Below are 20,216 nucleotides of genomic sequence, written 5' to 3'. Positions count from 1 at the left end.
GGCGGCGAACAGGCGAGCGCGCGTGCGAGGTGGGCCGGAGCCTGCGGACGGCGCCATCACCCTGGCGCGAGGTCCAAGCCCAGAAAAGACACGAAAGAAGCTCAGTCCCGAAGCAACCCAGCCAACGACAGAGTCCCGGTCACAGCAGGCACAGAAGGCGCCTGCCACGACAGACCCGCCTCCCGCGCCCACACCTGCAGCTCCCCGGAAGCCGAAGCACGCGCCACCACCCGGTTCACCGCCTCCAGCAGATCCGCCTTCGACGACAGCGCCACCCAGCCCAGGTTGATCCCCAGCGGCCGCGCGGGCCCCGCCTGCAGGGTCGTGCCCGGCTTGCGCGCCCGGTGCGTGTCGAACGCCGCAGAAGGCACCATCAGCGCGTCCACCCGGCCACTGTCCAGCGCCGCCCAGACATCCTCGCGCTGCCCCAGCGACACCATGTCCTTGGCCAGCGTACCGCCGCCGTACATGGCCACCAGCGTGCCTTCGAGCGTGCCCGCCACCGCGGCCACCTTGCGGCCCTTCAGATCACCCAGCGACGCCGCCGCAGGCGCACCGGCGCGCTGCACGATCACCAGCGCCGTGCCCTGGTAGGGCTGGCTCGACACCAGCGTGCCCAGCGGCACGAAGGGCCGCTCGCGCGGCGGCTTGGCGCCCGGGTGGTCCGGTGTCTTGAAACGCTCGCGCGTCGGCGGCCCCAGGTCCGAGGCCAGCAGCGGAAAGCCACTGGCCAGATCGCACAGGCCGGCCGAGAGCATGGCGTTGACCTCGTGCGTCAGCATCGCCTCCTTCTCGACCTCGGGCTCGAAGGGCATGAGCTTCAGCTCGCGCCCCAGCTCGCGCGCCACCGCCTCGGCCAGCTTCACGTCGAAGCCCGTGACCTGGCCCTTGCGCGCCATCGAGAACGGCGGGTTGTCCTCGGCCATGCAAACGGTCAGCGGTGCCGCCTGCGCGAAGGCCAGCACGGGCGCGAGCAGCAGCGGCGCCATCAGCGCGCGGGGGGTGTTCACAACTCCTTGCCTCCTCTTGTGGCGACGTAGTTCCACAGCAGCTCGATCGCCTCCGGCTCCAGCGCGCCCTTGAACGAGGGCATGTTGCCCTTGCCGTTGGTCACGGAGTTGTAGAAGCGCTCGCGCTGCTCGGTGGGGAACTTGCGCAGGTCATACACCGTGGTGCCCGCGTTGATCATGTTGCGGCCATGACACTGCGCGCAGGTGCGGTGGAACTGCTCGCGGCCTTTTTCCACCGCCTCGGCGGTGAAGGGGGCTGCGGGCGGGATCTCCACCGGCAGCGTCTGGGCCGGCACGGTGTTCGACTGCGCCAGCGCCGCGCCCGTGAGGGCGAGCGCACACAGGATGGGTTCACGCCAGCGCATCGTCAATCGACAGCAAAGGTCCAGACCGAACCGCCGGCGGGCACCTGCGACATGCGCTCGTCGCCCATCAGCGCCCACACGCCGCCCGCACCCGAGACGATGGTCACGTACTGCTTGCCCTTGTGCTCGAAGGTCACCGGCAGGCCGATGATGCCGCTGCTGGTCTGGAACTCGTAGAGCTTCTTGCCGTTGTTCGCGTCCACCGCGATGAACTCGCCCGTGGCCGCGCCGGTGAACACCAGGCCGCCGCCGGTCGAGAGCGTGCCGGCCATGCTCGGTTGGCCCGGCCACGCCATCTGCCACTTGCTCTTGCCGGTCATCGGGTCGATGGCGCTCAGATACCCGTGCGGTTCGTTCTTGGGCATGTTCACGCCGCGGAAGTTCACGCCCAGGTACCACTCGCCCTTCTTGTACTCGGGCTTGGCCAGCTGGTAGGGCCAGCTGATGTTGAGCGTGTTGGCGTAGGCGAGGCCCGTGGACGGGTTCCAGGACATGGGCGTCCAGTTCTTGCCGCCGAGCACGCTGGGGAAGATCTCCACGTCTTCACCGGCGCGCGCCTTCTTGTCGGTCTCGGTGGGCACCGGGCGGCCGGTCTTGAGGTCGATGCGTTCGGCCCAGTTGACCTTCACATAGGGGTTGGCCGCGAGCAGCTCGCCATTCGCACGGTCCAGCACGTAGAAGAAGCCGTTGCGGTTGGCCTGGGCCAGCACCTTGCGGTCCTTGCCGCCGATCTTCATGTCGACCAGCATGCCGACTTCGGTGGCGTCGTAGTCGTAGGGATCGTTGGGGCTGAACTGGTAGTGCCACACGAGTTCGCCGGTCTTGGGGCGGATCGCCACGACCGAGGCGATGTAGAGGTTGTCGCCCTGGCGCGCGTTCGGGTTCCAGGGGCCGCCGTTGCCGGTGCCCCAGTAGACGAGGTCGAGTTCGGGGTCGTAGGCGCCGGTCAGCCATGTGGGGGCCCCGCCCTTGAGGTGGGTGTCACCAGGCCAGGTGTCGCCGCCCTTCTGGTCGGGCGCGGCGGTGGTGTAGAAGCGCCAGAGCTGCTTGCCGGTGGCCGGGTCCCAGCCATCGATGAAGCCGCGCGTGCCGTACTCGCCGCCGGCGATGCCGGTCAGCACCACACCGTTGGCGATCAGCGGCGCGCTCGTCATGGCCTGGCCGTTCTGGTAGTCGGCGGCCTTGCTCTTCCACAGCTGCTTGCCGGTCTTGGCGTCCATCGCCATCACGTGGGCGTCCAGCGTGCTGCGGAACAGCTTGCCGTCGTAGATCGCGGCACCGCGGTTGAGGATGCCGCAGCAGGCCATCTTGAACACGTCCTGGGGCAGCTCGATCTCCTGCTTCCAGATCTGTTTGCCGGTGGCCGGGTCGATCGCCACCGTCGTGTTGTGCGTGGTCACGTACATCACACCGTTGTGCACGATGGGCTGCGACTCCTGGCCCTGTGGGTTGTTCAGGCTGTAGGCCCAGACCGGGCGCAGCTTGGCCGCGTTCCCCGTGTTGATCTGCTTGAGCGGGCTGTAGCGCTGGTTGTTGTAGCCCATGCCGTAGGTGAGCACGTCGCCGGGCGTGGCGCTGTCGCGCTTGAGGTCGTCCAGGGACTGGGCGTGCAGGCTGGTGGCGAGCAGCGCGAGCGCGGCCGCACCCGCCCATCGGGTGGTCTGTTGCATGGATGTCTCCTGTGGGATGAGGCTGCGCCTCTGGTTGTTGTCCGTCCTCGTTCATTGTGGGAATTTGGGCGCCGCGGATCACGTCCGGGTTTTCCCGGTGGGAAAAGTGTTCTGCGGTGGAACACTCACCCACACCGCCGCTTCGGACGCGAGACTTCGCCCCCACCACCATGCGCGCCACCCACCGAACCCTGTCCACCCAGGACCTGCCGCCGCAGCCGTTCTTCCAGACGCCCGAGCAGCGTGCGGCGCTGGCGCGCCAGCGCTTCTTCGAGGAACAGCAGCACCCCGCCGGTCTGGTGAGCGAGGCGGTGATCCGATCCTGGAGCCGCAGCCGCACGCTGGGCCACGCCAGCCACAAGATGCCCGCGCTGGACCCGGTCAACCGCAGCGCGCTGAGCGCCGCACTGGCGCGCAACCGGCGCCTGCTGGAGGCCGCGCACGGCGACCTGCAGCAGCTCGAAGCCGCGCTCGCAGGCACCGCCAGCCGCCTGTTGCTGACCGACGCGCACGGGGTCATCGTGCACTCCTCGCGCGGCACGGGCGACCCCGAACAGAAGGTGCTGGACGCCGCCACGCGCGTGGGCGTCCAGCTGGCCGAGGAGGTGCTGGGCACCAACGCGCCGGGCATCGTGGTGCAGACCGGCATGGCCTGCACCGTGCAGTGCTGCGAGCACTTCTACGAGGTGTTCGGCCAGGTGCGCTGCGCGGCCGCACCGATCCACGACGTGCACGGCCGGCTGGTCGGTGTGCTGGACGTGTCCACCGAATCGCGCGCCTTCGGCTTCGACGCCGCGGCCGTGGTCGGCGTGTACGCCACCTCGATCGAGAACCGCCTGCTGCAGGCGCAATCCGACGAGCACCTGGTGCTGCATTTCCAGGCCGCCCCCGCGCTGCTGGGCACGCCGATGGAGGGACTGGCCGGCGTGGACCACGGCGGTCGCGTGGTCTGGGTCAACGCCACCGGCCACAGCCTGCTGGGCCGCCCGTCGCGCCAGGAGGTGGCGCCGGTGGAAGAGCTGTTCGGCCACGGGCTGGCGCAGCTGCTGCCCCTGTGCGGCGCCACCGAAGCCCTGCGCCTGCAGCTGCCCAGCGGCCTGGGCATCTGGCTGCGCGCGACCCTGGGTCTGCGCGATGGCATCGACTTCCGGCACGCGGTCGCCTGGCCGGCCACCGTGCCACCCGCGCCCGGGCCGGTACCCGCCGCCGAGCCCGAGGCCCCGGCGCCCGCCCCGGCGGCCGCCCCCTCGCTGGCCCAGACCCAGCAGCGCCTGATCGAAGACGCGCTGCAGGCCAACGGCGGCAACGTCGCGCGCACCGCGCGCCAGCTCGGCGTCTCGCGCGGCCTGGTCTACCGGCACCTGCGGAAATAGGCGCCCGCCCGGGTCGCCCACGCCCACGCTCGGACACCCGGGCGGGTGGCCCCGCGCGTGATAAGGTCAAAAGCGCCACCCGCCAAAAGACCCTTTTTCCACGCCCGAAGGAAGCCCGCACGGATGCCCCATGACGTCACGCTGATCGCCACCATCGCGACCGCCTTTGGCCTGGCCATGGTGTTCGGACTGCTCGCTGCCCGGCTGAAGCTGCCCCCGCTGGTGGGCTACCTGCTGGCGGGCATCGTGGTCAGCCCGGCCACGCCAGGTTTCGTGGCCGATGTCGGCCTGGCCGGCCAGCTGGCCGAGATCGGGGTGATGCTGCTGATGTTCGGGGTGGGTCTGCACTTCTCGCTGGCCGACCTGATGTCGGTCAAGAAGATCGCTGTGCCGGGCGCGGTGGTGCAGATCGCCGTGGCCACCGCGCTGGGGGGCGGCGTGGCCATGCTCTGGGGCTGGGACCTGGGCGCCGCCATCGTGTTTGGCCTGTGCCTGTCGGTGGCCAGCACGGTGGTGCTGCTGCGCGCGCTGGAGGCCAAGGGCCTGCTCAAGTCGGTCAACGGCCAGATCGCGGTCGGTTGGCTGGTGGTGGAAGACCTGGTGATGGTGCTGGTTCTGGTGCTGCTGCCTGCGCTGGCGGGCGTGCTCAAGGCGCACGGCGGAGAGGCCGCGGTGGCGCCCCAGGCCGGCGAGATCTGGACCACGGTGGGCATCACCCTGGCCAAGGTCACGGCCTTCGTGGTGCTGATGCTGGTGGTGGGCCGACGGCTGCTGCCCAAGCTGCTGTGGTGGGTGGCGCGCACCGGCTCGCAGGAGCTGTTCACCCTGGGCGTGGTGGCCATCGCCGTGGGCGTGGCCTTCGGCGCGGCCATGCTGTTCGACGTGTCCTTCGCGCTGGGCGCCTTCTTCGCCGGCATGATGATGCGCGAGTCCGAGTTCAGCCACCGCGCGGCCGACGAGTCGCTGCCGCTGCGCGACGCCTTCGCCGTGCTGTTCTTCGTCTCGGTGGGCATGCTGTTCGAACCGGCGGTGGTCTTTCAGCAGCCGGTCAAGCTGCTGGCGGTGGTGGCCATTGTCCTGATCGGCAAGACCGTGGCGGCCGTGGCGCTGGTGCTGCTGTTCCGCTACCCGCTGAACACCGCGCTGACGGTGGGCGCAAGCCTGGCGCAGATCGGCGAGTTCTCCTTCATCCTGGCCGGCCTGGGGGTGGCGCTGGAGTTGATGCCGCGCGAGGGCCAGAGCCTGGTGCTGGCGGCCGCACTGATCTCGATCGCGGCCAACGCGGCGCTGTTCTCGGCCGTCGAGCCACTGCGGCGCTGGGTCCTGGCGCGGTCGGCCTTCGCGCGCCAGCTGGAAATGCGCGACGACCCGCTGGCCGAGCTGCCGACCTCGACCGACCGCAAGCTGCTCAGCGGCCAGGTGGTGCTGGTGGGCTATGGCCGCGTGGGCCGGCGCATCGCGGCGGCGCTGCGCGAACACCAGCTGCCGTTCGTGGTGGTGGAGCAGAACCGCGAGACGGTGGACGCGCTGCGGCGCGAGGGCATCGCGGCCGTCAGCGGCGACGCCATGACCCCCGAGGTGCTGGTGCAGGGCCACATCGCCGAGGCCGCCATGCTGGTGGTGGCCATCCCCGACGCGGTGGACGTGCGCAAGATGGTGGAGATCGCCCGCACGCTCAACCCCGGCATCGCCGTGGTGCTGCGCACCCACAACGAGGAAGAGGCCGATCTGCTGCGCAAGGAGAGCCTGGGCACGGTGTTCCTGGGCGAGCACGAGCTGGCGCGCGGCATGACCTCGCACATCCTGGACCGGCTGCAGGAGACCGCACCCGCAAGGGGGGCCGCATGAAGAACTCCTGGCATGCCCTGGAAGGACCCGAGGTGCTGCGGCGCCTGGGCGTGGACCCGGCCGACGGACTGGACGCCGGCGAGGTGGCCCGGCGGCTGGCCCAGCACGGCCCCAACCGCCTGCCCGAGCCGCCGCGCCGGCCGGCCTGGCAGCGCTTCGCGCTGCAGTTCCACAACCCGCTGATCTATGTGCTGCTGGCCGCCGGGCTGGCCACGCTGCTGCTGGGCAGCCTGGTGGACGCGGGCGTGATCCTGGGCGTGGTGCTGATCAACGCGCTCATCGGCCACATCCAGGAGGGCAAGGCCGAGCAGGCCCTGGCGGCGGTGCGCAGCATGCTGGCCGCACGCGCCACGGTGCAGCGCGGCGGCGAGCGCCACCAGATCGACGCCGGGGAGCTGGTGCCGGGCGACATCGTCTGGCTGGAGCCGGGCGACCGCGTGCCGGCCGACCTGCGCCTGCTGCAGGGCCGCAACCTGCGCACGGTGGAATCGGCGCTGACCGGCGAATCGGCCGCGGTGGACAAGGACACGGGCGCCGCGGCCGAGGGCGCGCCGCTGGGCGACCGCCACGGCATGGCCTTCTCGGGCACGCTGGTGGCCTACGGCAGCGGCAGCGGCGTGGTGGTGGCCACCGGCGGCGCCACCGAGATCGGCCACATCGGCCAGCTGGTCAGCGGCGTGCAGACCCTGGCCACGCCGCTGACGCGCCGGCTCGACCGCTTCGCGCGCCAGATCACCGCCTTCATCCTCGGGGTGTCGGTGCTGACCATGGCCTGGGGCCACTTCGTGGCCGGCATGGCGCTGTTCGACCTGTTTCTGGCGGTGGTGGGGCTGGCAGTGGCCGCCATCCCCGAGGGCATGCCGGCGGTGGTGACCATCGTGCTGGCCATCGGCACCCGGGTGATGGCGCGCAAGAAGGCCGTCGTGCGGCGCCTGCCGGCGGTGGAGTCGCTGGGCTCCGTCACCGTCATCTGCAGCGACAAGACGGGCACCCTCACCCGCAACGAGATGACCGCGGTGCGCGTGGTGCTGCCGTCGCGCGAGGTCATCGTCAGCGGCACCGGCTATGCGCCCGAAGGCGGCTTCCACCTTGCGGACGGATCGGTGCTGCACCCTGGCGACGAGCCGGCGCTGATGACCCTGCTGCACTGCGCGCTGCTGTGCAACGACGCGCGCATTCACCGCGAAGACGACAAAGGCTGGGTGCTCACGGGCGATCCGACCGAGGGTGCGCTGACCACCCTGGCGCACAAGGCCGACCTGGACGCCGCGACCGCGGCCCAGGCTTTCCCGCGGCTGGACGCGATCCCCTTCGAGTCCGAGCGGCAGATCATGGTCACGCTGCACCACGACCACGCCGGCCACCACGAGCTGCTGCTCAAGGGCGCGCCCGAGCGGGTGCTGGCGCTGTGCACGGGCGAAGCGGGCGGCCGCCCCCTGGACTGCGCGCGCTGGACCGCGGCGGTGGAGCGCGCCGGCGGCGCGGGCGAGCGCGTGCTGGCACTGGCCCGCTGCGACTGGCCCACAGGGCGCACCGAGGTGGACCTGGCCGACCTCACCCCGCGCTTCGAGATGCTGGGCCTGGTGGGCATCATCGACCCGCCGCGCGAGGAGGCGGTGGCTGCCGTGGCGGAGTGCCGAGAGGCCGGCATCCGCGTGAAGATGATCACCGGCGACCACGCGGTCACGGCCGCGGCCATCGGCCGACAGCTGGGCCTGCGGGCCGACCGGGCACTGACGGGTGACGCCGTCGCCGCGCTCGACGACGCGGCGCTGCGCCGCGCCGCCCAGGACACCGACGTGTTCGCGCGCGCCAGCCCCGAGCACAAGCTGCGGCTGATCGCCGCGCTGCAGGCCGAAGGCCACCAGGTGGCCATGACCGGTGACGGTGTGAACGACGCGCCCGCGCTTAAAGCCGCCGATGTGGGCGTGGCCATGGGCGGCAAGGGCACGGACGCGGCGCGCGAGGCCTCCGACCTGGTGCTGACCGACGACAACTTCGCCACCATCGCGCGCGCCGTGCGCGAGGGCCGGGTGGTCTACGACAACATCAAGAAGTCGCTGATGCACATGCTGCCCACCAACGGCGGCGAGGCCGGCGTGATCCTGCTGGCCATCTTCGCGGGCCTGCCGCTGCCGGTGACGGCCGGGCAGATCCTGTGGGTCAACACCGTGACCTCGGTGACGCTGGCGCTGTCGCTGGCCTTCGAGCCGGCCGAGCCGGGCGTGATGCGGCACCCGCCGCGGCCCCCGCAGGAATCCATCATCACGCGCGCGCTGGGCGGGCGCATCCTGTTCGTCATCGGGCTGATGATCGCCGCCACCTTCTGGGTGTTCCACTGGGAGCTCGCGCGCGGCACGCCACTGGAGACCGCGCGCACCGCGGCGGTCAACACCATCGTGATGTGCGAGCTGTTCTACCTGTTCAACGTGCGCCACTTCACCCGCCATGCCTGGCGGGCCGAGACGCTGACCGGCAACCCCGTCGCGCTGGGTGTGGCGGCCCTTCTGGTGGGGCTGCAGCTGCTGTTCACCTACGCGCCGCCGCTGCAGCGGCTGTTCCACACCACGCCGCTGCACGCCAGCTCCTGGGCCATGATCCTGGCCATGGGAGCGGGCGTGTTCGTGCTGGTGGAGGCCGAGAAGGCGCTGTTGCGTCGCCGCGGTGTGCGCCGCATCTGAAGAACCTGCGAGGAGAGAGCCATGACCATGACCCGACACATCCTGAGCGCCACCGACCTGTCGGCGTTCTCACTGCAGGCGGTGGACCGCGCGGCCGACCTGGCCACGGCCAACGGCGCCCGCCACACGGTGGTGCACGCGCTGGGGCTGGACGCGCTGGGCCCGCTGCGCAACCTGCTGGGCGAGCGCGCCGACAGCGTGGCCCACACCGCCATGCAGCAGCAGCAGGCCGCACTGGCCGCCGCCATGGCCGACCCGGCACGCCACCCCGGGCCGGCGCCCACCCTGCGGGTGGAAGAGGGCCTGGCCTCGCGCGTGGTGCCGTCGCTGGTGCGCGAGACCGACACCGACCTGGTGGTGGTGGGCGCGCGCGGGCAGAGCCTGCTGCGCCGCCTGGTGGTGGGTTCCACCGCCTCGCACCTGCTGCGCAGGAGCCATTGCCCGGTGCTGGTGGTCAAAAACCCGTTCCAGCAGCCCTACCGCCGCGTGCTGCTGCCCATGGACTTCTCGCCCGGTTCCGCGCTGGCGCTGGCACTGGCGCGCGAACTCGCGCCCCGGGCCGGCCTGGTGCTGCTGCACGCCTTCGACGTGCCCTTCGAGGGCATGCTGCAGTACGCCGGCGTGTCGCAGGACATCATCCACCAGTACCGCATCGAGGCGCGCGAGCGCGCCCTGCAGCAGCTGCGCGAGATGGCGGCCGAACAGGGCCTGGCGGCTGGCGACTACACACCGCTGGTCGAACACGGCGACGCCGTGGCGCTGATCACCGGCCACCAGCAACGCCTGGGCTGCGACCTGGTGGTGATGGGCAAACACGGCACCCATGTGACCGAAGAACTGCTGCTGGGCAGCGTGACCAAGCGGGTGCTCTCCGAGGGCGACGCCGACGTGCTGGTGGTAGTCGACAAGCGCGGTCCGCAGGACGCCGGCTGACGCGGGACAGGCCGTGGCGCTGCATCCCGCCCTGCTGTTCCTCGGTGGCCTGGTCGTGGTGGTGCTGGGCGCCGAGATGCTGCTGCGCGGCGCGACCCGCATTGCGACCCTGCTGCGCATCAGCCCCATCGTCATCGGCCTGACGGTGGTCTCGGTGGGCACCAGCGCGCCCGAGCTGGCGGTGGGCCTGACCGCCGCGCACGAGGGCAAGGGTCCGCTGGCGGTGGGCAACATCGCCGGCACCAACATCGTCAACATCCTGCTCATCCTGGGCCTGAGTGCGGCCATCCGCCCGCTGCCCACGCGTTCGCTGAGCGTGCGGCTGGACGTGCCGGTGATGATTGCCACCGCCGTGGCCGTGCTCGTCATGGCGATGGACGGCGTGCTCACCCGGGCCGAGGGTCTGGGCCTGCTGCTGGCGGCGGTGGTCTACACCGTGGCGCTGGTGCAGCTGAGCCGGCAGGAGGCGCCGGACACCCGACTGGCGTTCCGCGACGCGCTGGCCGCGCAGGCGCCTCCGCGGGTGAACCTGCCCACCGGTGCCGCGGCCTGGGCCTGGAACGGTGCGCTGCTGCTGGCAGGCATGGCGCTGGCGGTGCTGGGCGCCGAGCTGCTGGTGGCCGGCGCAGTCGAACTGGCCAAGGCCTACGGCGTGTCGGACGCCTTCATCGGCCTGAGCATCGTGGCCATCGGCACTTCGGCGCCGGAGCTGGTGACCACGATGATCTCGACCCTGCGCAACGACCGCGACGTGGCGATCGGCAACCTCATCGGCAGCAGCATCTACAACGTGCTGGTCATCCTCGGCCTGACCATGGTGGCCGCGCCCGCCAGCGGGGTGGACGTCAGCGCCGAGGTGCTGTGGATCGACCTGCCGCTGGCCGCGCTGGTGGCCATCGTCTGTCTGCCGGTGTTCCGCAGCGACCGGCTGGTCTCGCGCCGCGAGGGCATCGGCTTCGTGCTGGCCTACGCCGCCTATCTGGGCAGCCTGCTGCTCTGGCGGACCTGACACCGTTGGACACCAGCCCCCCGCGGGCATGCCGTAAGCTCGCCGCCATGCGTCTGGCCCTGCACACCCTGAGTCTCTCCGCCGCCCTGCTGCTGGCGGCCTGCGGCAGCGCACCACCGGCCCGCCCGCCTTCGTCGTCGCTGCCGCCGCTGTCGGCCGAACACAGCAGCGACCTCGCCATCCACGCCATGGGCCTGGTGGGCACGCCCTACCGCTGGGGCGGCAACACGCCGGAGAGCGGCTTCGACTGCAGCGGCCTGATCGGCTATGTCTACCGGCACCGCGCCGGTGTGGCGCCGCCGCGCACCGTGGCCCAGCTGTCGGGCTTCGGCCAAGCGGTGGATGCCGACGAGCTGCGCACCGGCGACCTGGTGATCTTCGGCCGCGACCCGGCCTGGCACGCGGGCATCTACGTCGGCGACGGCCGCTTCGTGCATGCGCCGTCCAGCGGCGGCACGGTGCGGCTGGACCGGCTGGACAACCGCTACTGGGCGCGCCAGACGGTGCGTTATCGCAGGCCCTGACACGGTTTTTTCGGACAAGCCGGCGACAATCGGGGCCATGACCCACGTTCCCGCCACCCCGCCGCTGTCCACCCACGACACCACCCGCATCGACGACCTGCGCATCGGCGCGGTGCGGCCGCTGATCACGCCGGCGCTGCTGCAGGAGTGGCTGCCCACGCCGCCGGCCGCGCAGGCCCTGGTGGAGAGCAGCCGCGCCGCGCTCTCGCGCGTGCTGCACGGGCAGGACGACCGGCTGATCGTCGTGGTCGGGCCGTGTTCCATTCACGACCATGGCCAGGCCATGGACTACGCGCGGCGCCTGAAGGAACAGGCCGACGCCCTGGCCGAGGACCTGCTGATCGTGATGCGCGTGTACTTCGAGAAGCCGCGCACCACCGTGGGCTGGAAGGGCTACATCAACGACCCGCACCTGGACGGCAGCTTCGCCATCAACGAAGGCCTGGAGCTGGCACGCCAGCTGCTGCTGGACGTGCTGGGCGCCGGCCTGCCGGTGGGCACCGAGTTCCTGGACCTGCTCTCGCCGCAGTTCATTTCCGACCTGGTCAGCTGGGGCGCGATCGGCGCGCGCACCACCGAGAGCCAGAGCCACCGCCAGCTGGCCTCGGGCCTGTCCTGTCCGGTGGGCTTCAAGAACGGCACCGACGGCAGCGTCAAGGTCGCCAGCGACGCGATCCAGGCCGCACAGGCGCCGCACGCCTTCATGGGCATGACCAAGATGGGCCAGGCCGCGATCTTCGAGACCCGCGGCAACCAGGACTGCCACGTCATCCTGCGCGGCGGCAAGACGCCCAACTACAGCGCCGAGGACGTCAACACCGCCTGTGCCCTGCTCAAGGCCGCCGGCCAGCGCGAGCAGGTGATGATCGACGTCTCGCACGCCAACAGCAGCAAGCAGCACCGCCGGCAGATCGACGTGGCGGCCGACGTGGCCGGCCAGATCGCCGCGGGCGACGCGCGCATCACCGGCATCATGATCGAGAGCCACCTGTTCGAGGGCCGGCAGGACATCGTGCCCGGCCAGCCGCTGCTGCCCGGCGTGAGCGTGACCGACGCCTGCATCAGCTTCGAGCAGACCGTGCCGGTGCTGCAGGGGCTGGCGGCCGCCGTGCGCCAGCGCCGCGCCCGCTGACGCGCGACATGCGCCTGCCCTGGCAGACCGCCACGCCCGCGCTGAACCTGGCGCTGCAGGGCGGTGGGGCGCACGGGGCCTTCACCTGGGGCGTGCTCGACGCGCTGCTGGAGGACGGACAGCTCGCCTTCGACGGCGTCAGCGGCACCAGCGCGGGCGCCATGAACGCGGTGGTGCTGGCCCAGGGCCTGATGCACGGTGGCCGCGAGGGCGCGCGCGCCGCGCTGCGCCGCTTCTGGACCGCCGTGGCCGGCAGCCTGCCGTTCGAGGTGGCGGTGCCGCGGGCCGACGGCTCGGGCTACCAGCTGGCGCCGGCCATGCGCCTGATGCTGCAGTGGACCCATCACTTCACGCCCGAGCAGCTCAACCCCTTCGACCTCAACCCGCTGCGCGACGTGCTGCGCCAGCAGCTGGACATCGAGGGCCTGCGCCAGCGCTCGCCGGTGCGGCTGTTCATCGCCACCACCGAGGCCAACACCGGCCGGCTGCGGCTGTTCCGCAACGCCGACCTGTCGCTGGACGCGGTGCTGGCCTCGGCCTGCCTGCCGCGCCTGCACCGCAGCGTGCTGATCGACGGCCAGCCGCACTGGGACGGCGGCTACGCGGCCAATCCCGCCGTCTACCCGCTGCTGCTGGAAACTCCCACACGCGACACGCTGCTGGTGATGCTCACACCGCTGCGCTACGCCGCCACGCCGCAGTCGGCGCAGGACATCGAACACCGCATGCAGGAGCTGGCCTTCAACGCCACCTTCCTGCGCGAGATGCGCATGTTCGCGCACCTGCGCGAGCGCATCGCCCACATCGGCTGGTGGCGCCGCGGCCCGCTGGAGCGGCGGCTGGCCGAGGCGCGCTTTCACGCCATCGAGCCCGGCCCGGTGCTGGGGGAGCTGGGCACCGACACCAAGGCGGCCGCCGGCCAACGGTTTTTCGAGATGCTGTTCGAGGCGGGTCGGGGGCAGGGCCGGCAGTGGCTGGATGCCCACCGGCCGGCCGTCGGCCGCCACAGCACTGTCGAACTTGCCGGGCTGTTCGGCTGACCCGGGACCGGCGCGGCCGAGAATGGCAGGCCCGGATCGCCCTGCGGGCCGTCCCCCACCGGAGAAACACCCATGAGCTCTCTCTTGCAAGGCCGCACCGCGCTGGTCACCGGCGGCGCCCGCGGTCTGGGCGCCGGCATGGCGCAGGCCCTCGCCGCGGCCGGCGCGGCCGTGATGATCGGCGACATCCTCGAAGACACGGGCCGCGAGACGGCCCGGTCCATCGCCGCCAGCGGCGCCCAGGCCGCCTTCGTGCAGCTGGACGTGACCGACGAGGCCTGCTGGCTGGCCGCCATCGCGGCGACCCACACCCGCTTCGGCGGCTTCGACATCCTGATCAACAACGCCGGGGTCGAGGAGACCGCGCTGGTGTCGGAGCTGGATGGCGATGCGCTGCGGCGCATGCTGGACGTGAACATCGTCGGCACTGCGCTGGGCCTCAAGCACGCATTCCGCGCCATGCGCCCGGGCGGCGTGGCCGGGAAAGGAGGGGCCGTGGTCAACGTGGCCTCGGTCGCGGCCACCATCGCCTTCCCGGCGATCGCCGGCTACTCGGCCACCAAGTCGGCGGTGGACCGGCTCACGCGGGTGGCTGCGATGGAAGCCGGCCAGCTGGGCTACGGCGTGCGGGTGAACTGCATCTACCCGGGTCTGGTGCCGACCGACATGGGCATGAAACTGGCAGCCGACGTGGTGACGGCCGGGCTGTTCCCGGCGCCGGAGGCCGCGGTCGGCGCCATCGTCGCGCAGACGCCGCTGGGGCGCCTGGGCACGGTGGCCGACATGGCCGATGCGGTGGTGTTCCTGTGTTCCGACGCCGCGCGCTTCATCACGGGCGCGGGCCTGCCGGTGGACGGCGGCATGGGGATGTGAACCCGACCATGCCGCGGTGGGCCGATCAGCGCGGCTTGCGCGGCGCCATCGGGCCGCGGCCCTCGATGTGGCGGAAGTTGATGCGGCCCTTGCTCAGGTCGTAGGGCGAGAGTTCGAGCGAGACCCGGTCACCCGCCAGGATGCGGATGTGGTTCTTCTTCATCTTGCCGGCGGAGTAGGCGATCAGCTGGTGACCGTTGTCCAGCGTGACGCGAAAACGGGTGTCGGGCAGCACCTCGTTGACGATGCCCATCATGTCGATCAGTTCTTCCTTGGCCATGGTGTGGTTCTCCTGGAGTCGTGGGATTCGGATCAGTTGGTGCGGATCGCGGGGCGCGCGGTCTCGCGCACCCAGTCGATGCCCTGGGCCATGGCGTATCTTGCCGCGGCTTCGTGGGTGGCGAAATCTTCGGTGAAGCGCATCACGCGGTCGGTGCTGGCGCTGCCGGTGCCGCTGGCGATGGACACGAGGGCGGCAAAGCGCCCGTCCGCCAGGGCCCGCGGACGGGCGCTGATGCGGTAACGCCCGAGGGTCAGAGGGGCGGAGGTACAAGGGGTCCGCACCACAGGCGCGGACGCGGGAAACGTCTGGATCATCAAGAACTTCTATGGGCAGGACCTGCGGCTGGGCCGCCAGCCCGACAAGGCCCGACATACACGGTGGCAGCCCCAGGGTGCCGGGGTGCCCGACTGCGCCAACCCGAAGCACCGCACCGCTTCAGCGGCATCGGGGCTTTCTGGTACCAGCCCTCGGCAGAGGCATGGGGAGAGCAGCGGGGAAAAAGTGCCTCGCCGGGGGACCGCGTTGGGTGCGGTGAGGGCTTGGCTCGCGTTGGAGGGGCTGGACAGACCGACCCTCTGCCGGGGTGGTGGGCCGCGCCAGGGGCGCTGCAACCGGGTCTGTCGCCCAAGGCGAAGCCGCTAATGTACCACGATGTGGAAAAAACTGCCAAGCGGGCCGGTTCAGCGGCCGCAGCGCAACCAGAACTGCTGATCGCGCAGCTCCCGGCGCTGCCGAGCCACCCGATCCTGCTCGCCCCCCGTCAGCGGCTGGCGAGCATAGTCATCGAGCGCAGCCACGTGGTCGTTCAAGCGTTTGCACTCGGCCGCCTTCATGCTGGCCGCATTGGACGGAGCTGGCGGACCTGAAACGACCACCGGTGGCCGCGCAGGACGGGTGAGCGCCGCTCGGTTCTGGGCAAACACGATCTGCTCGGCCAGCGAGAGGTTCGCCGGCACCGTGTGCATGCTGACGATCTCGGCACCGCGGTGCTGGCAATGCACCACCGACCAGAACCGGCCGGCACCGCGGCAGCGGTAGAGCGTGGTGCCCTGCGCGCCCTCGACGTTCAGCGCCGTCGTGGTGTCGACCGGGTGGCCGCGCATGCCGGCCGGGCAGGGGCCGTCGGTGTAGGTCACCTGGCTGGCGTTTTCGCAGCGGTGCACCGCCGACAACGGCTCGGCGGGTGGTGGCTCGGCAGCGGGCGCCGGGCCAGCGGCAGCGGTGACCGTGGGTTTTGGGACCACTGAGGGAGCGGCGGGCGCGGCGGGGACGGACGCAGCTGCCGGCTCCGCGACGGCCAACGGAGGTCGCGACCAGGGCCAGTTCACCAGCACATACAGCCCCAGGACCACGACCGCGGCCAGCAACCCGATGGTCAGGCCGCTCATGCCGTCTCGCTCGGGCGGACGGAACGCGGTGTCGGATACCTGGTGCGGCGTTGGCGGCGCCAAAGGCGCGGGCCGGGAAGGCGGGATGCCGGGCGTGGTGTCTGGCACGTTGTCGGGTTCGGGAGTTGTGTCGGGCGTCGCCATCGCAGCCACCAGGGTCGCTCACTGTTCGACCACGGTCTTGACCACCTGCCCCACCGGCGGATCGCTGCGGCCCCAGGTGCCGTTGAGCAGCTGCAGGCGCTTTTCGGTCAGGGGCGACTGTCGGGCCAGTTCGGCGAAGCCGCCGCGCGGCAGCGGCACGGTCTGCACCACCCAGGGCCGGGCGGCCTGCTGGTCGGCCGCGGTCATGGCGCGAAAGGACTTCTCGGCCGCCACCAGGCCGGGCATGGCACGGTTGCGCGCAGCAGCATCGGCCGCGAGGTAGAGCATCACGTAGCTGTTGTTCTTCGGGCCGGTGACCACGGTGGCCTCGATCGCCTGGGACTGTCCGTTCTGCGCCTTGCGGGCGCCGACGAAGTGGGTCGCGGCAAAGCCGTTGATCTGGCCGCGCGTCACCTTGCCCTCGCTGGGCTGCAGGGCGTTGCGGATGATCTCGTCGTGCGTGCCGCCGGCCCGGGGCGGCATGGCGACCATGCGCAACGCGGCGTCGCCCTGGGGTGCGACGAAGGTCAGCGCCTCGGGCTCGTTCTGGATGCGCCAGCCGGCCGGCGCCGTCATCGCCAGGCCCAGCCCGGCGTGGTAGAAGTTCTGGCCACGCGTCAGCCCCTGTTCGGGGCTCTCGCCGAAGCGCATGCCCCGGACCACCTGCAGGAAGCGCTGCGCGCCGTCGGAGGCGTAGCTGCCCTGGTACTTCGCGGCGTTCTGGCTGATCTGCTGCAGGCGCTGGTCGTTGCTGGGATGGGAGGACAGCCAGTTGGCGCCCTCGGGCGCGGGGCGGCCTTCGGCGCGCGCCTCTTCGACGGCGAACGCCTCCTGCAGCTTGAGCACCCGGATCACGTCGATCATGTTGCGCGGGTCGTAGTTGCTGCGCGCCAGGTACTCGGCGCCCAGGCTGTCGGCCTGCAGCTCCTGCTCGCGGCTGTACTTCGCGACGTACCCGGCCGCCACGCCCTGCGCCATCTGCCCGAACATCTCGGTGCCGCCCGAGACCCCGACCTTGCTCTCCAGCACCGCGCCCAGCACCGTCGCGGCCAGCACGCCCAGGCCCGCGGTCTGCTGGCGCGTGGCGCGCTGCGCACCGTGTCGGGCGGTGACGTGGCCGATCTCGTGGCCGATCACGCCGGCCATGTCGGCCTCGCTTTCCATGTAGGCCAGGATGCCGCGCGTGATGTAGACGTAGCCGCCGGGCAGCGCGAAGGCGTTGATCTCCGGGCTGTCGAGCACGGTGAAGGTCCAGGGGATGTTGGCGCGGTGCGACTGCTTCGCCAGCTTCTGGCCGACCTCGTTCACATAGGCCTGCAGGCGCTCGTCCTTGTAGACGCCGTATTCCTTGAGCACCTGGTCGTGGGCCTTCTTGCCCTCGGCCAGCTCGGTGCGCTCGTCCATGACCGTGCGCTCGGACTGGCCGGTGACGGGGTTGACCACGGTGGTGCCGCAGCCGGCCAGCAGGGTCGCGGCCAGCAGCAGGGCGCTGGCGAGAAGTCTCGGCATTCTGGGCTCCTGTCCGCGGCCTTCGCCGCCATGGAAGCCATGATAGTCAGCTCAGCGGTGCGAGGGTGCCCAGCTGCGCCAGAAATACCGGCGGCACGTCGGCCGGCTTGCGGGTGGCGGGGTCGATGAAGACGATGCCGATCTTGCCGCGCGCGACCTCGCGGCCGGTGTCCACGCAGTCCATGCAGTAGGCCAGGTCGAGGCCGCAGCGGCTGAAGTCCTGCGGCAGCATGCGCACCCGCATGGTCTCGCCGTGGAAGCCCTCGGACTTGTACTGGGCCACCAGGTCGCCCACCACGATGGGACAGCCCGCCACATCGGACTCGCGGTAACCGAGGGACTTGAAGAAGCGCACCCGCGCCTCGGACACCAGGGTCAGCAGCTGGGCGTTGTCCAGGTGCCCGCCCTGGTTGACGTGGCTGATGTAGATCTGGATCTCGGTCGAGAAGACGAAGTGTCCGGGCAGGTCGAACTGGATGCGGCTCAAGGGACTACCCGCCCGTCTTCACTTGCGATCCGGCAGCTCGATCTTGACCTCCAGCACCTCCAGGTCGTCCTGGCGCTCCAGGTGGACCTTGATGTCGTCCTGGTTGATCTGGATGTACTTGCTGATCACGGCCACCAGCTCGCGCTGAAGGGCCGGCAGGTAGTCGGGCGTGGAGGCGTTGCGACCGGCGCGCTCGTGCGCCAGGATGATCTGCAGGCGTTCCTTGGCGACGCTGGCGGTCTTCTTCTTCTCGCCCAGCAGAAAAGAGAGGAAGGACATGCTCATTTGCTCCCGAACAGGCGCTTGAAGAAGCCGGGCTTCTCGGCGTCAATGAAGCGCAGCGGCTTGTCCGCCCCCAGGAAGCGGTCGATGACGTCGCTGTAGGCCTCGGCCACGTCGGTGCCCTTGAGGTGGATCGCCGGCGTGCCCTGGTTGGAGGCCTGCAGCACGTTCTCGCTCTCGGGGATCACGCCGATCAGCTGGATGCGCAGAATGTCCTGGATGTCCTCCAGGCTGAGCATCTGGCCGTCGGCCACGCGGTTGGGGTTGTAACGGGTGATCAGCAGGTGTTCCTTGATCGGCTCCTTGCCCTCGATGGCGCGCTTGGTCTTGCTGCCCAGCATGCCCAGGATGCGGTCGGAGTCGCGCACGGAAGACACCTCGGGGTTGGTCACCACCAGGGCCTCGTCGGCGTAGTGCATGGCCAGCAGGGCGCCGGTCTCGATGCCGGCCGGCGAGTCGCAGACAATGTAGTCGAAGCCCATGCCGGTCAGGTCATTCAGCACCTTCTCGACGCCTTCCTGCGTCAGGGCATCCTTGTCGCGGGTCTGGCTGGCGGCCAGGATGAACAGGTTGTCGCAGGTCTTGTCCTTGATCAGGGCCTGGTTCAGGTTGGCCTCGCCGTGGATGACGTTGACCAGGTCATAGACCACGCGCCGCTCGCAGCCCATGATCAGGTCCAGGTTGCGCAGGCCGACGTCGAAGTCGATGACGGCGGTCTTGTGGCCGCGCAGGGCCAGGCCGGCGGCGAAGCTGGCGCTGGTCGTGGTCTTGCCCACGCCGCCTTTGCCGGAAGTGACGACAACGATCTTGGTCATGGTGAGGGTTCCTCGGGTTCAGGGATTCAGGGATTCAGGGATTCGATGACGAGCTTGTCGCCCTCGGGGCCGGAGACCAGGCGCACCTGCCCGGGTTTGCCGAGCACCTCGGCCGGCAGCGGGGTGTCGCTGGTGCGGTAGATACCAGCGATGGAAATCAGCTCGGGGTCCATGGACATCGCGAAGATGCGGGCCTCGGCGTTGCCGCGCGCGCCGGCAATGGCCTTGCCGCGCAGCGGCGCGTAGACGTGTATGTGGCCGTCGGCGATGACCTCGGCACCGGGGTTGACCATGGCCAGAACGACCAGGTCGCGGCCCCTCGCATAAACCTGCTGGCCGGAGCGCAGCGGCTTGTCGATGACCAGGGCGCTCGGCGGTGTGGTGGGAACAGGGGCCGACACCGGGGCCGGCGCGGCGGGGGCGGCCTGCTGGACGGGCGCCTCGGGCGTGCGCGCGGCGGCGCTGCGCTGCACGGTGGCGTCCTGGGCCGGCATCAGGCCGGCCAGCTCGGCGGCGGCGGTCTGGGCGTCGTTGCCACCGCGCACCGCCACCGGCTCCAGCCGGAACCGGCGCAACAGCGAGACCAGCGCGGGGAAATCGACCGGGCTGTCGGCCTGTTCGCCCGCCTGCAGCGGACCCAGGTCGACCAGCAGCGGGTCGTGGTCGAAGAAATCGGGGATGTCGCCGTAGCGCTGGGTCATTTCCTCGGCCAGCTGGCCGAGGTCGGCGGTCTTGAGCAGCAAAGCCACCAGCGGCAGCTGGGCGCTCTTGATTTCGAAACTGGTCGGGGCGCTGGCGCTGAGGACAGTGGACATGAATCCGGCGGGGAACAGAGGGCCGGAAAGGGTCC

At 70.8% G+C, this 20,216-nt stretch carries 20 protein-coding genes; 9 read left to right on the top strand and 11 right to left on the bottom strand.

The genetic code is table 11. From position 1 onward, the window contains the following. Positions 1–101: 101 nt before the first annotated feature. Genes DD542_RS17830 through DD542_RS17820 form a run of 3 tightly spaced genes read right to left on the bottom strand, consistent with a single transcriptional unit; the run spans position 102 to position 3,045 of the window. On the bottom strand, positions 102–1,010 hold the full coding sequence (locus DD542_RS17830) for a transporter substrate-binding domain-containing protein (protein WP_127806553.1): 909 nt from the start codon (positions 1,008–1,010) through the stop codon (positions 102–104). Then, positions 1,007–1,375, bottom strand: coding sequence for a c-type cytochrome (locus DD542_RS17825; RefSeq protein ID WP_127806552.1), 369 nt, complete (start codon positions 1,373–1,375; stop codon positions 1,007–1,009). Before DD542_RS17825 ends, DD542_RS17830 begins: the two co-directional genes overlap by 4 nt. A 2-nt stretch (positions 1,376–1,377) precedes the next feature. Then, positions 1,378–3,045, bottom strand: coding sequence for a PQQ-dependent dehydrogenase, methanol/ethanol family (locus DD542_RS17820; protein WP_127806551.1), 1,668 nt, complete (start codon positions 3,043–3,045; stop codon positions 1,378–1,380). Positions 3,046–3,215: 170 nt separating this feature from the next. On the opposite strand from DD542_RS17820, the gene DD542_RS17815 reads away from it, so the two are divergent. The 9 genes from DD542_RS17815 (at position 3,216) to DD542_RS17775 (ending at position 14,458) form a co-directional block, all read left to right on the top strand. Continuing rightward, entirely contained in the window at positions 3,216–4,418 is a 1,203-nt protein-coding gene (locus DD542_RS17815) for a helix-turn-helix domain-containing protein (RefSeq protein ID WP_127806550.1), read from the top strand. Between the two features lie 123 nt (positions 4,419–4,541). Further along, complete coding sequence (ybaL, locus tag DD542_RS17810; protein ID WP_127806549.1) at positions 4,542–6,266, top strand: YbaL family putative K(+) efflux transporter; 1,725 nt, start codon at positions 4,542–4,544, stop codon at positions 6,264–6,266. Then, entirely contained in the window at positions 6,263–8,947 is a 2,685-nt protein-coding gene (locus DD542_RS17805) for an HAD-IC family P-type ATPase (protein ID WP_127806548.1), read from the top strand. Before ybaL ends, DD542_RS17805 begins: the two co-directional genes overlap by 4 nt. A gap of 21 nt (positions 8,948–8,968) precedes the next feature. Continuing rightward, positions 8,969–9,880 (top strand): universal stress protein, encoded by a 912-nt coding sequence (locus tag DD542_RS17800; RefSeq protein ID WP_127806547.1) that lies wholly within the window; start codon positions 8,969–8,971, stop codon positions 9,878–9,880. Positions 9,881–9,893: 13 nt separating this feature from the next. After that, on the top strand, positions 9,894–10,889 hold the full coding sequence (locus tag DD542_RS17795; protein WP_206610688.1) for a calcium/sodium antiporter: 996 nt from the start codon (positions 9,894–9,896) through the stop codon (positions 10,887–10,889). Between the two features lie 47 nt (positions 10,890–10,936). Continuing rightward, a complete protein-coding gene (locus DD542_RS17790) occupies positions 10,937–11,413 on the top strand; it encodes a C40 family peptidase (RefSeq protein ID WP_066152044.1) in 477 nt (158 codons plus the stop codon). A 37-nt stretch (positions 11,414–11,450) separates the two neighbouring features. Then, positions 11,451–12,545 (top strand): 3-deoxy-7-phosphoheptulonate synthase, encoded by a 1,095-nt coding sequence (locus DD542_RS17785; RefSeq protein ID WP_127806546.1) that lies wholly within the window; start codon positions 11,451–11,453, stop codon positions 12,543–12,545. Between the two features lie 8 nt (positions 12,546–12,553). Further along, positions 12,554–13,585 carry a patatin-like phospholipase family protein gene (locus DD542_RS17780; protein WP_127806545.1) on the top strand — a complete coding sequence of 344 codons (1,032 nt, stop codon included), beginning with the start codon at positions 12,554–12,556 and terminating at the stop codon, positions 13,583–13,585. A gap of 72 nt (positions 13,586–13,657) precedes the next feature. Beyond that, on the top strand, positions 13,658–14,458 hold the full coding sequence (locus DD542_RS17775; protein WP_127806544.1) for a glucose 1-dehydrogenase: 801 nt from the start codon (positions 13,658–13,660) through the stop codon (positions 14,456–14,458). 25 nt (positions 14,459–14,483) lie between these two features. On the opposite strand, the gene infA is transcribed toward DD542_RS17775, so the two are convergent. From infA to minC, 8 genes are all read right to left on the bottom strand, one after another. Next, the gene (infA, locus tag DD542_RS17770; RefSeq protein WP_066152059.1) at positions 14,484–14,738 is read right to left on the bottom strand and encodes a translation initiation factor IF-1; all 255 of its coding nucleotides are present in this window, start codon (positions 14,736–14,738) and stop codon (positions 14,484–14,486) included. Between the two features lie 32 nt (positions 14,739–14,770). Further along, positions 14,771–15,055: a hypothetical protein gene (locus tag DD542_RS24020; protein WP_241559585.1), complete on the bottom strand. Its 285-nt coding sequence runs from the start codon at positions 15,053–15,055 to the stop codon at positions 14,771–14,773. 366 nt (positions 15,056–15,421) lie between these two features. Further along, positions 15,422–16,273, bottom strand: coding sequence for a hypothetical protein (locus DD542_RS17760; protein WP_127806543.1), 852 nt, complete (start codon positions 16,271–16,273; stop codon positions 15,422–15,424). Positions 16,274–16,291: 18 nt separating this feature from the next. Further along, positions 16,292–17,782, bottom strand: a complete 1,491-nt coding sequence (locus DD542_RS17755; protein ID WP_127806542.1) for a M48 family metalloprotease — start codon at positions 17,780–17,782, stop codon at positions 16,292–16,294. Positions 17,783–17,828: 46 nt separating this feature from the next. Beyond that, complete coding sequence (locus tag DD542_RS17750) at positions 17,829–18,269, bottom strand: thioesterase family protein (protein ID WP_127806541.1); 441 nt, start codon at positions 18,267–18,269, stop codon at positions 17,829–17,831. A gap of 18 nt (positions 18,270–18,287) precedes the next feature. Continuing rightward, positions 18,288–18,548, bottom strand: coding sequence for a cell division topological specificity factor MinE (minE, locus tag DD542_RS17745; RefSeq protein ID WP_066152072.1), 261 nt, complete (start codon positions 18,546–18,548; stop codon positions 18,288–18,290). Between the two features lie 2 nt (positions 18,549–18,550). Then, entirely contained in the window at positions 18,551–19,366 is an 816-nt protein-coding gene (minD, locus tag DD542_RS17740; protein WP_066152075.1) for a septum site-determining protein MinD, read from the bottom strand. 26 nt (positions 19,367–19,392) lie between these two features. Next, positions 19,393–20,181: a septum site-determining protein MinC gene (gene minC / locus DD542_RS17735; RefSeq protein ID WP_127806540.1), complete on the bottom strand. Its 789-nt coding sequence runs from the start codon at positions 20,179–20,181 to the stop codon at positions 19,393–19,395. Between the last annotated feature and the right edge of the window lie 35 nt (positions 20,182–20,216).

The sequence above is a fragment of the Hydrogenophaga sp. NH-16 genome, assembly GCF_004006415.1.
Taxonomy (GTDB): Bacteria; Pseudomonadota; Gammaproteobacteria; order Burkholderiales; family Burkholderiaceae_C; genus Hydrogenophaga; species Hydrogenophaga pseudoflava.
This window is presented reverse-complemented; position numbering and strand designations above follow the sequence as displayed.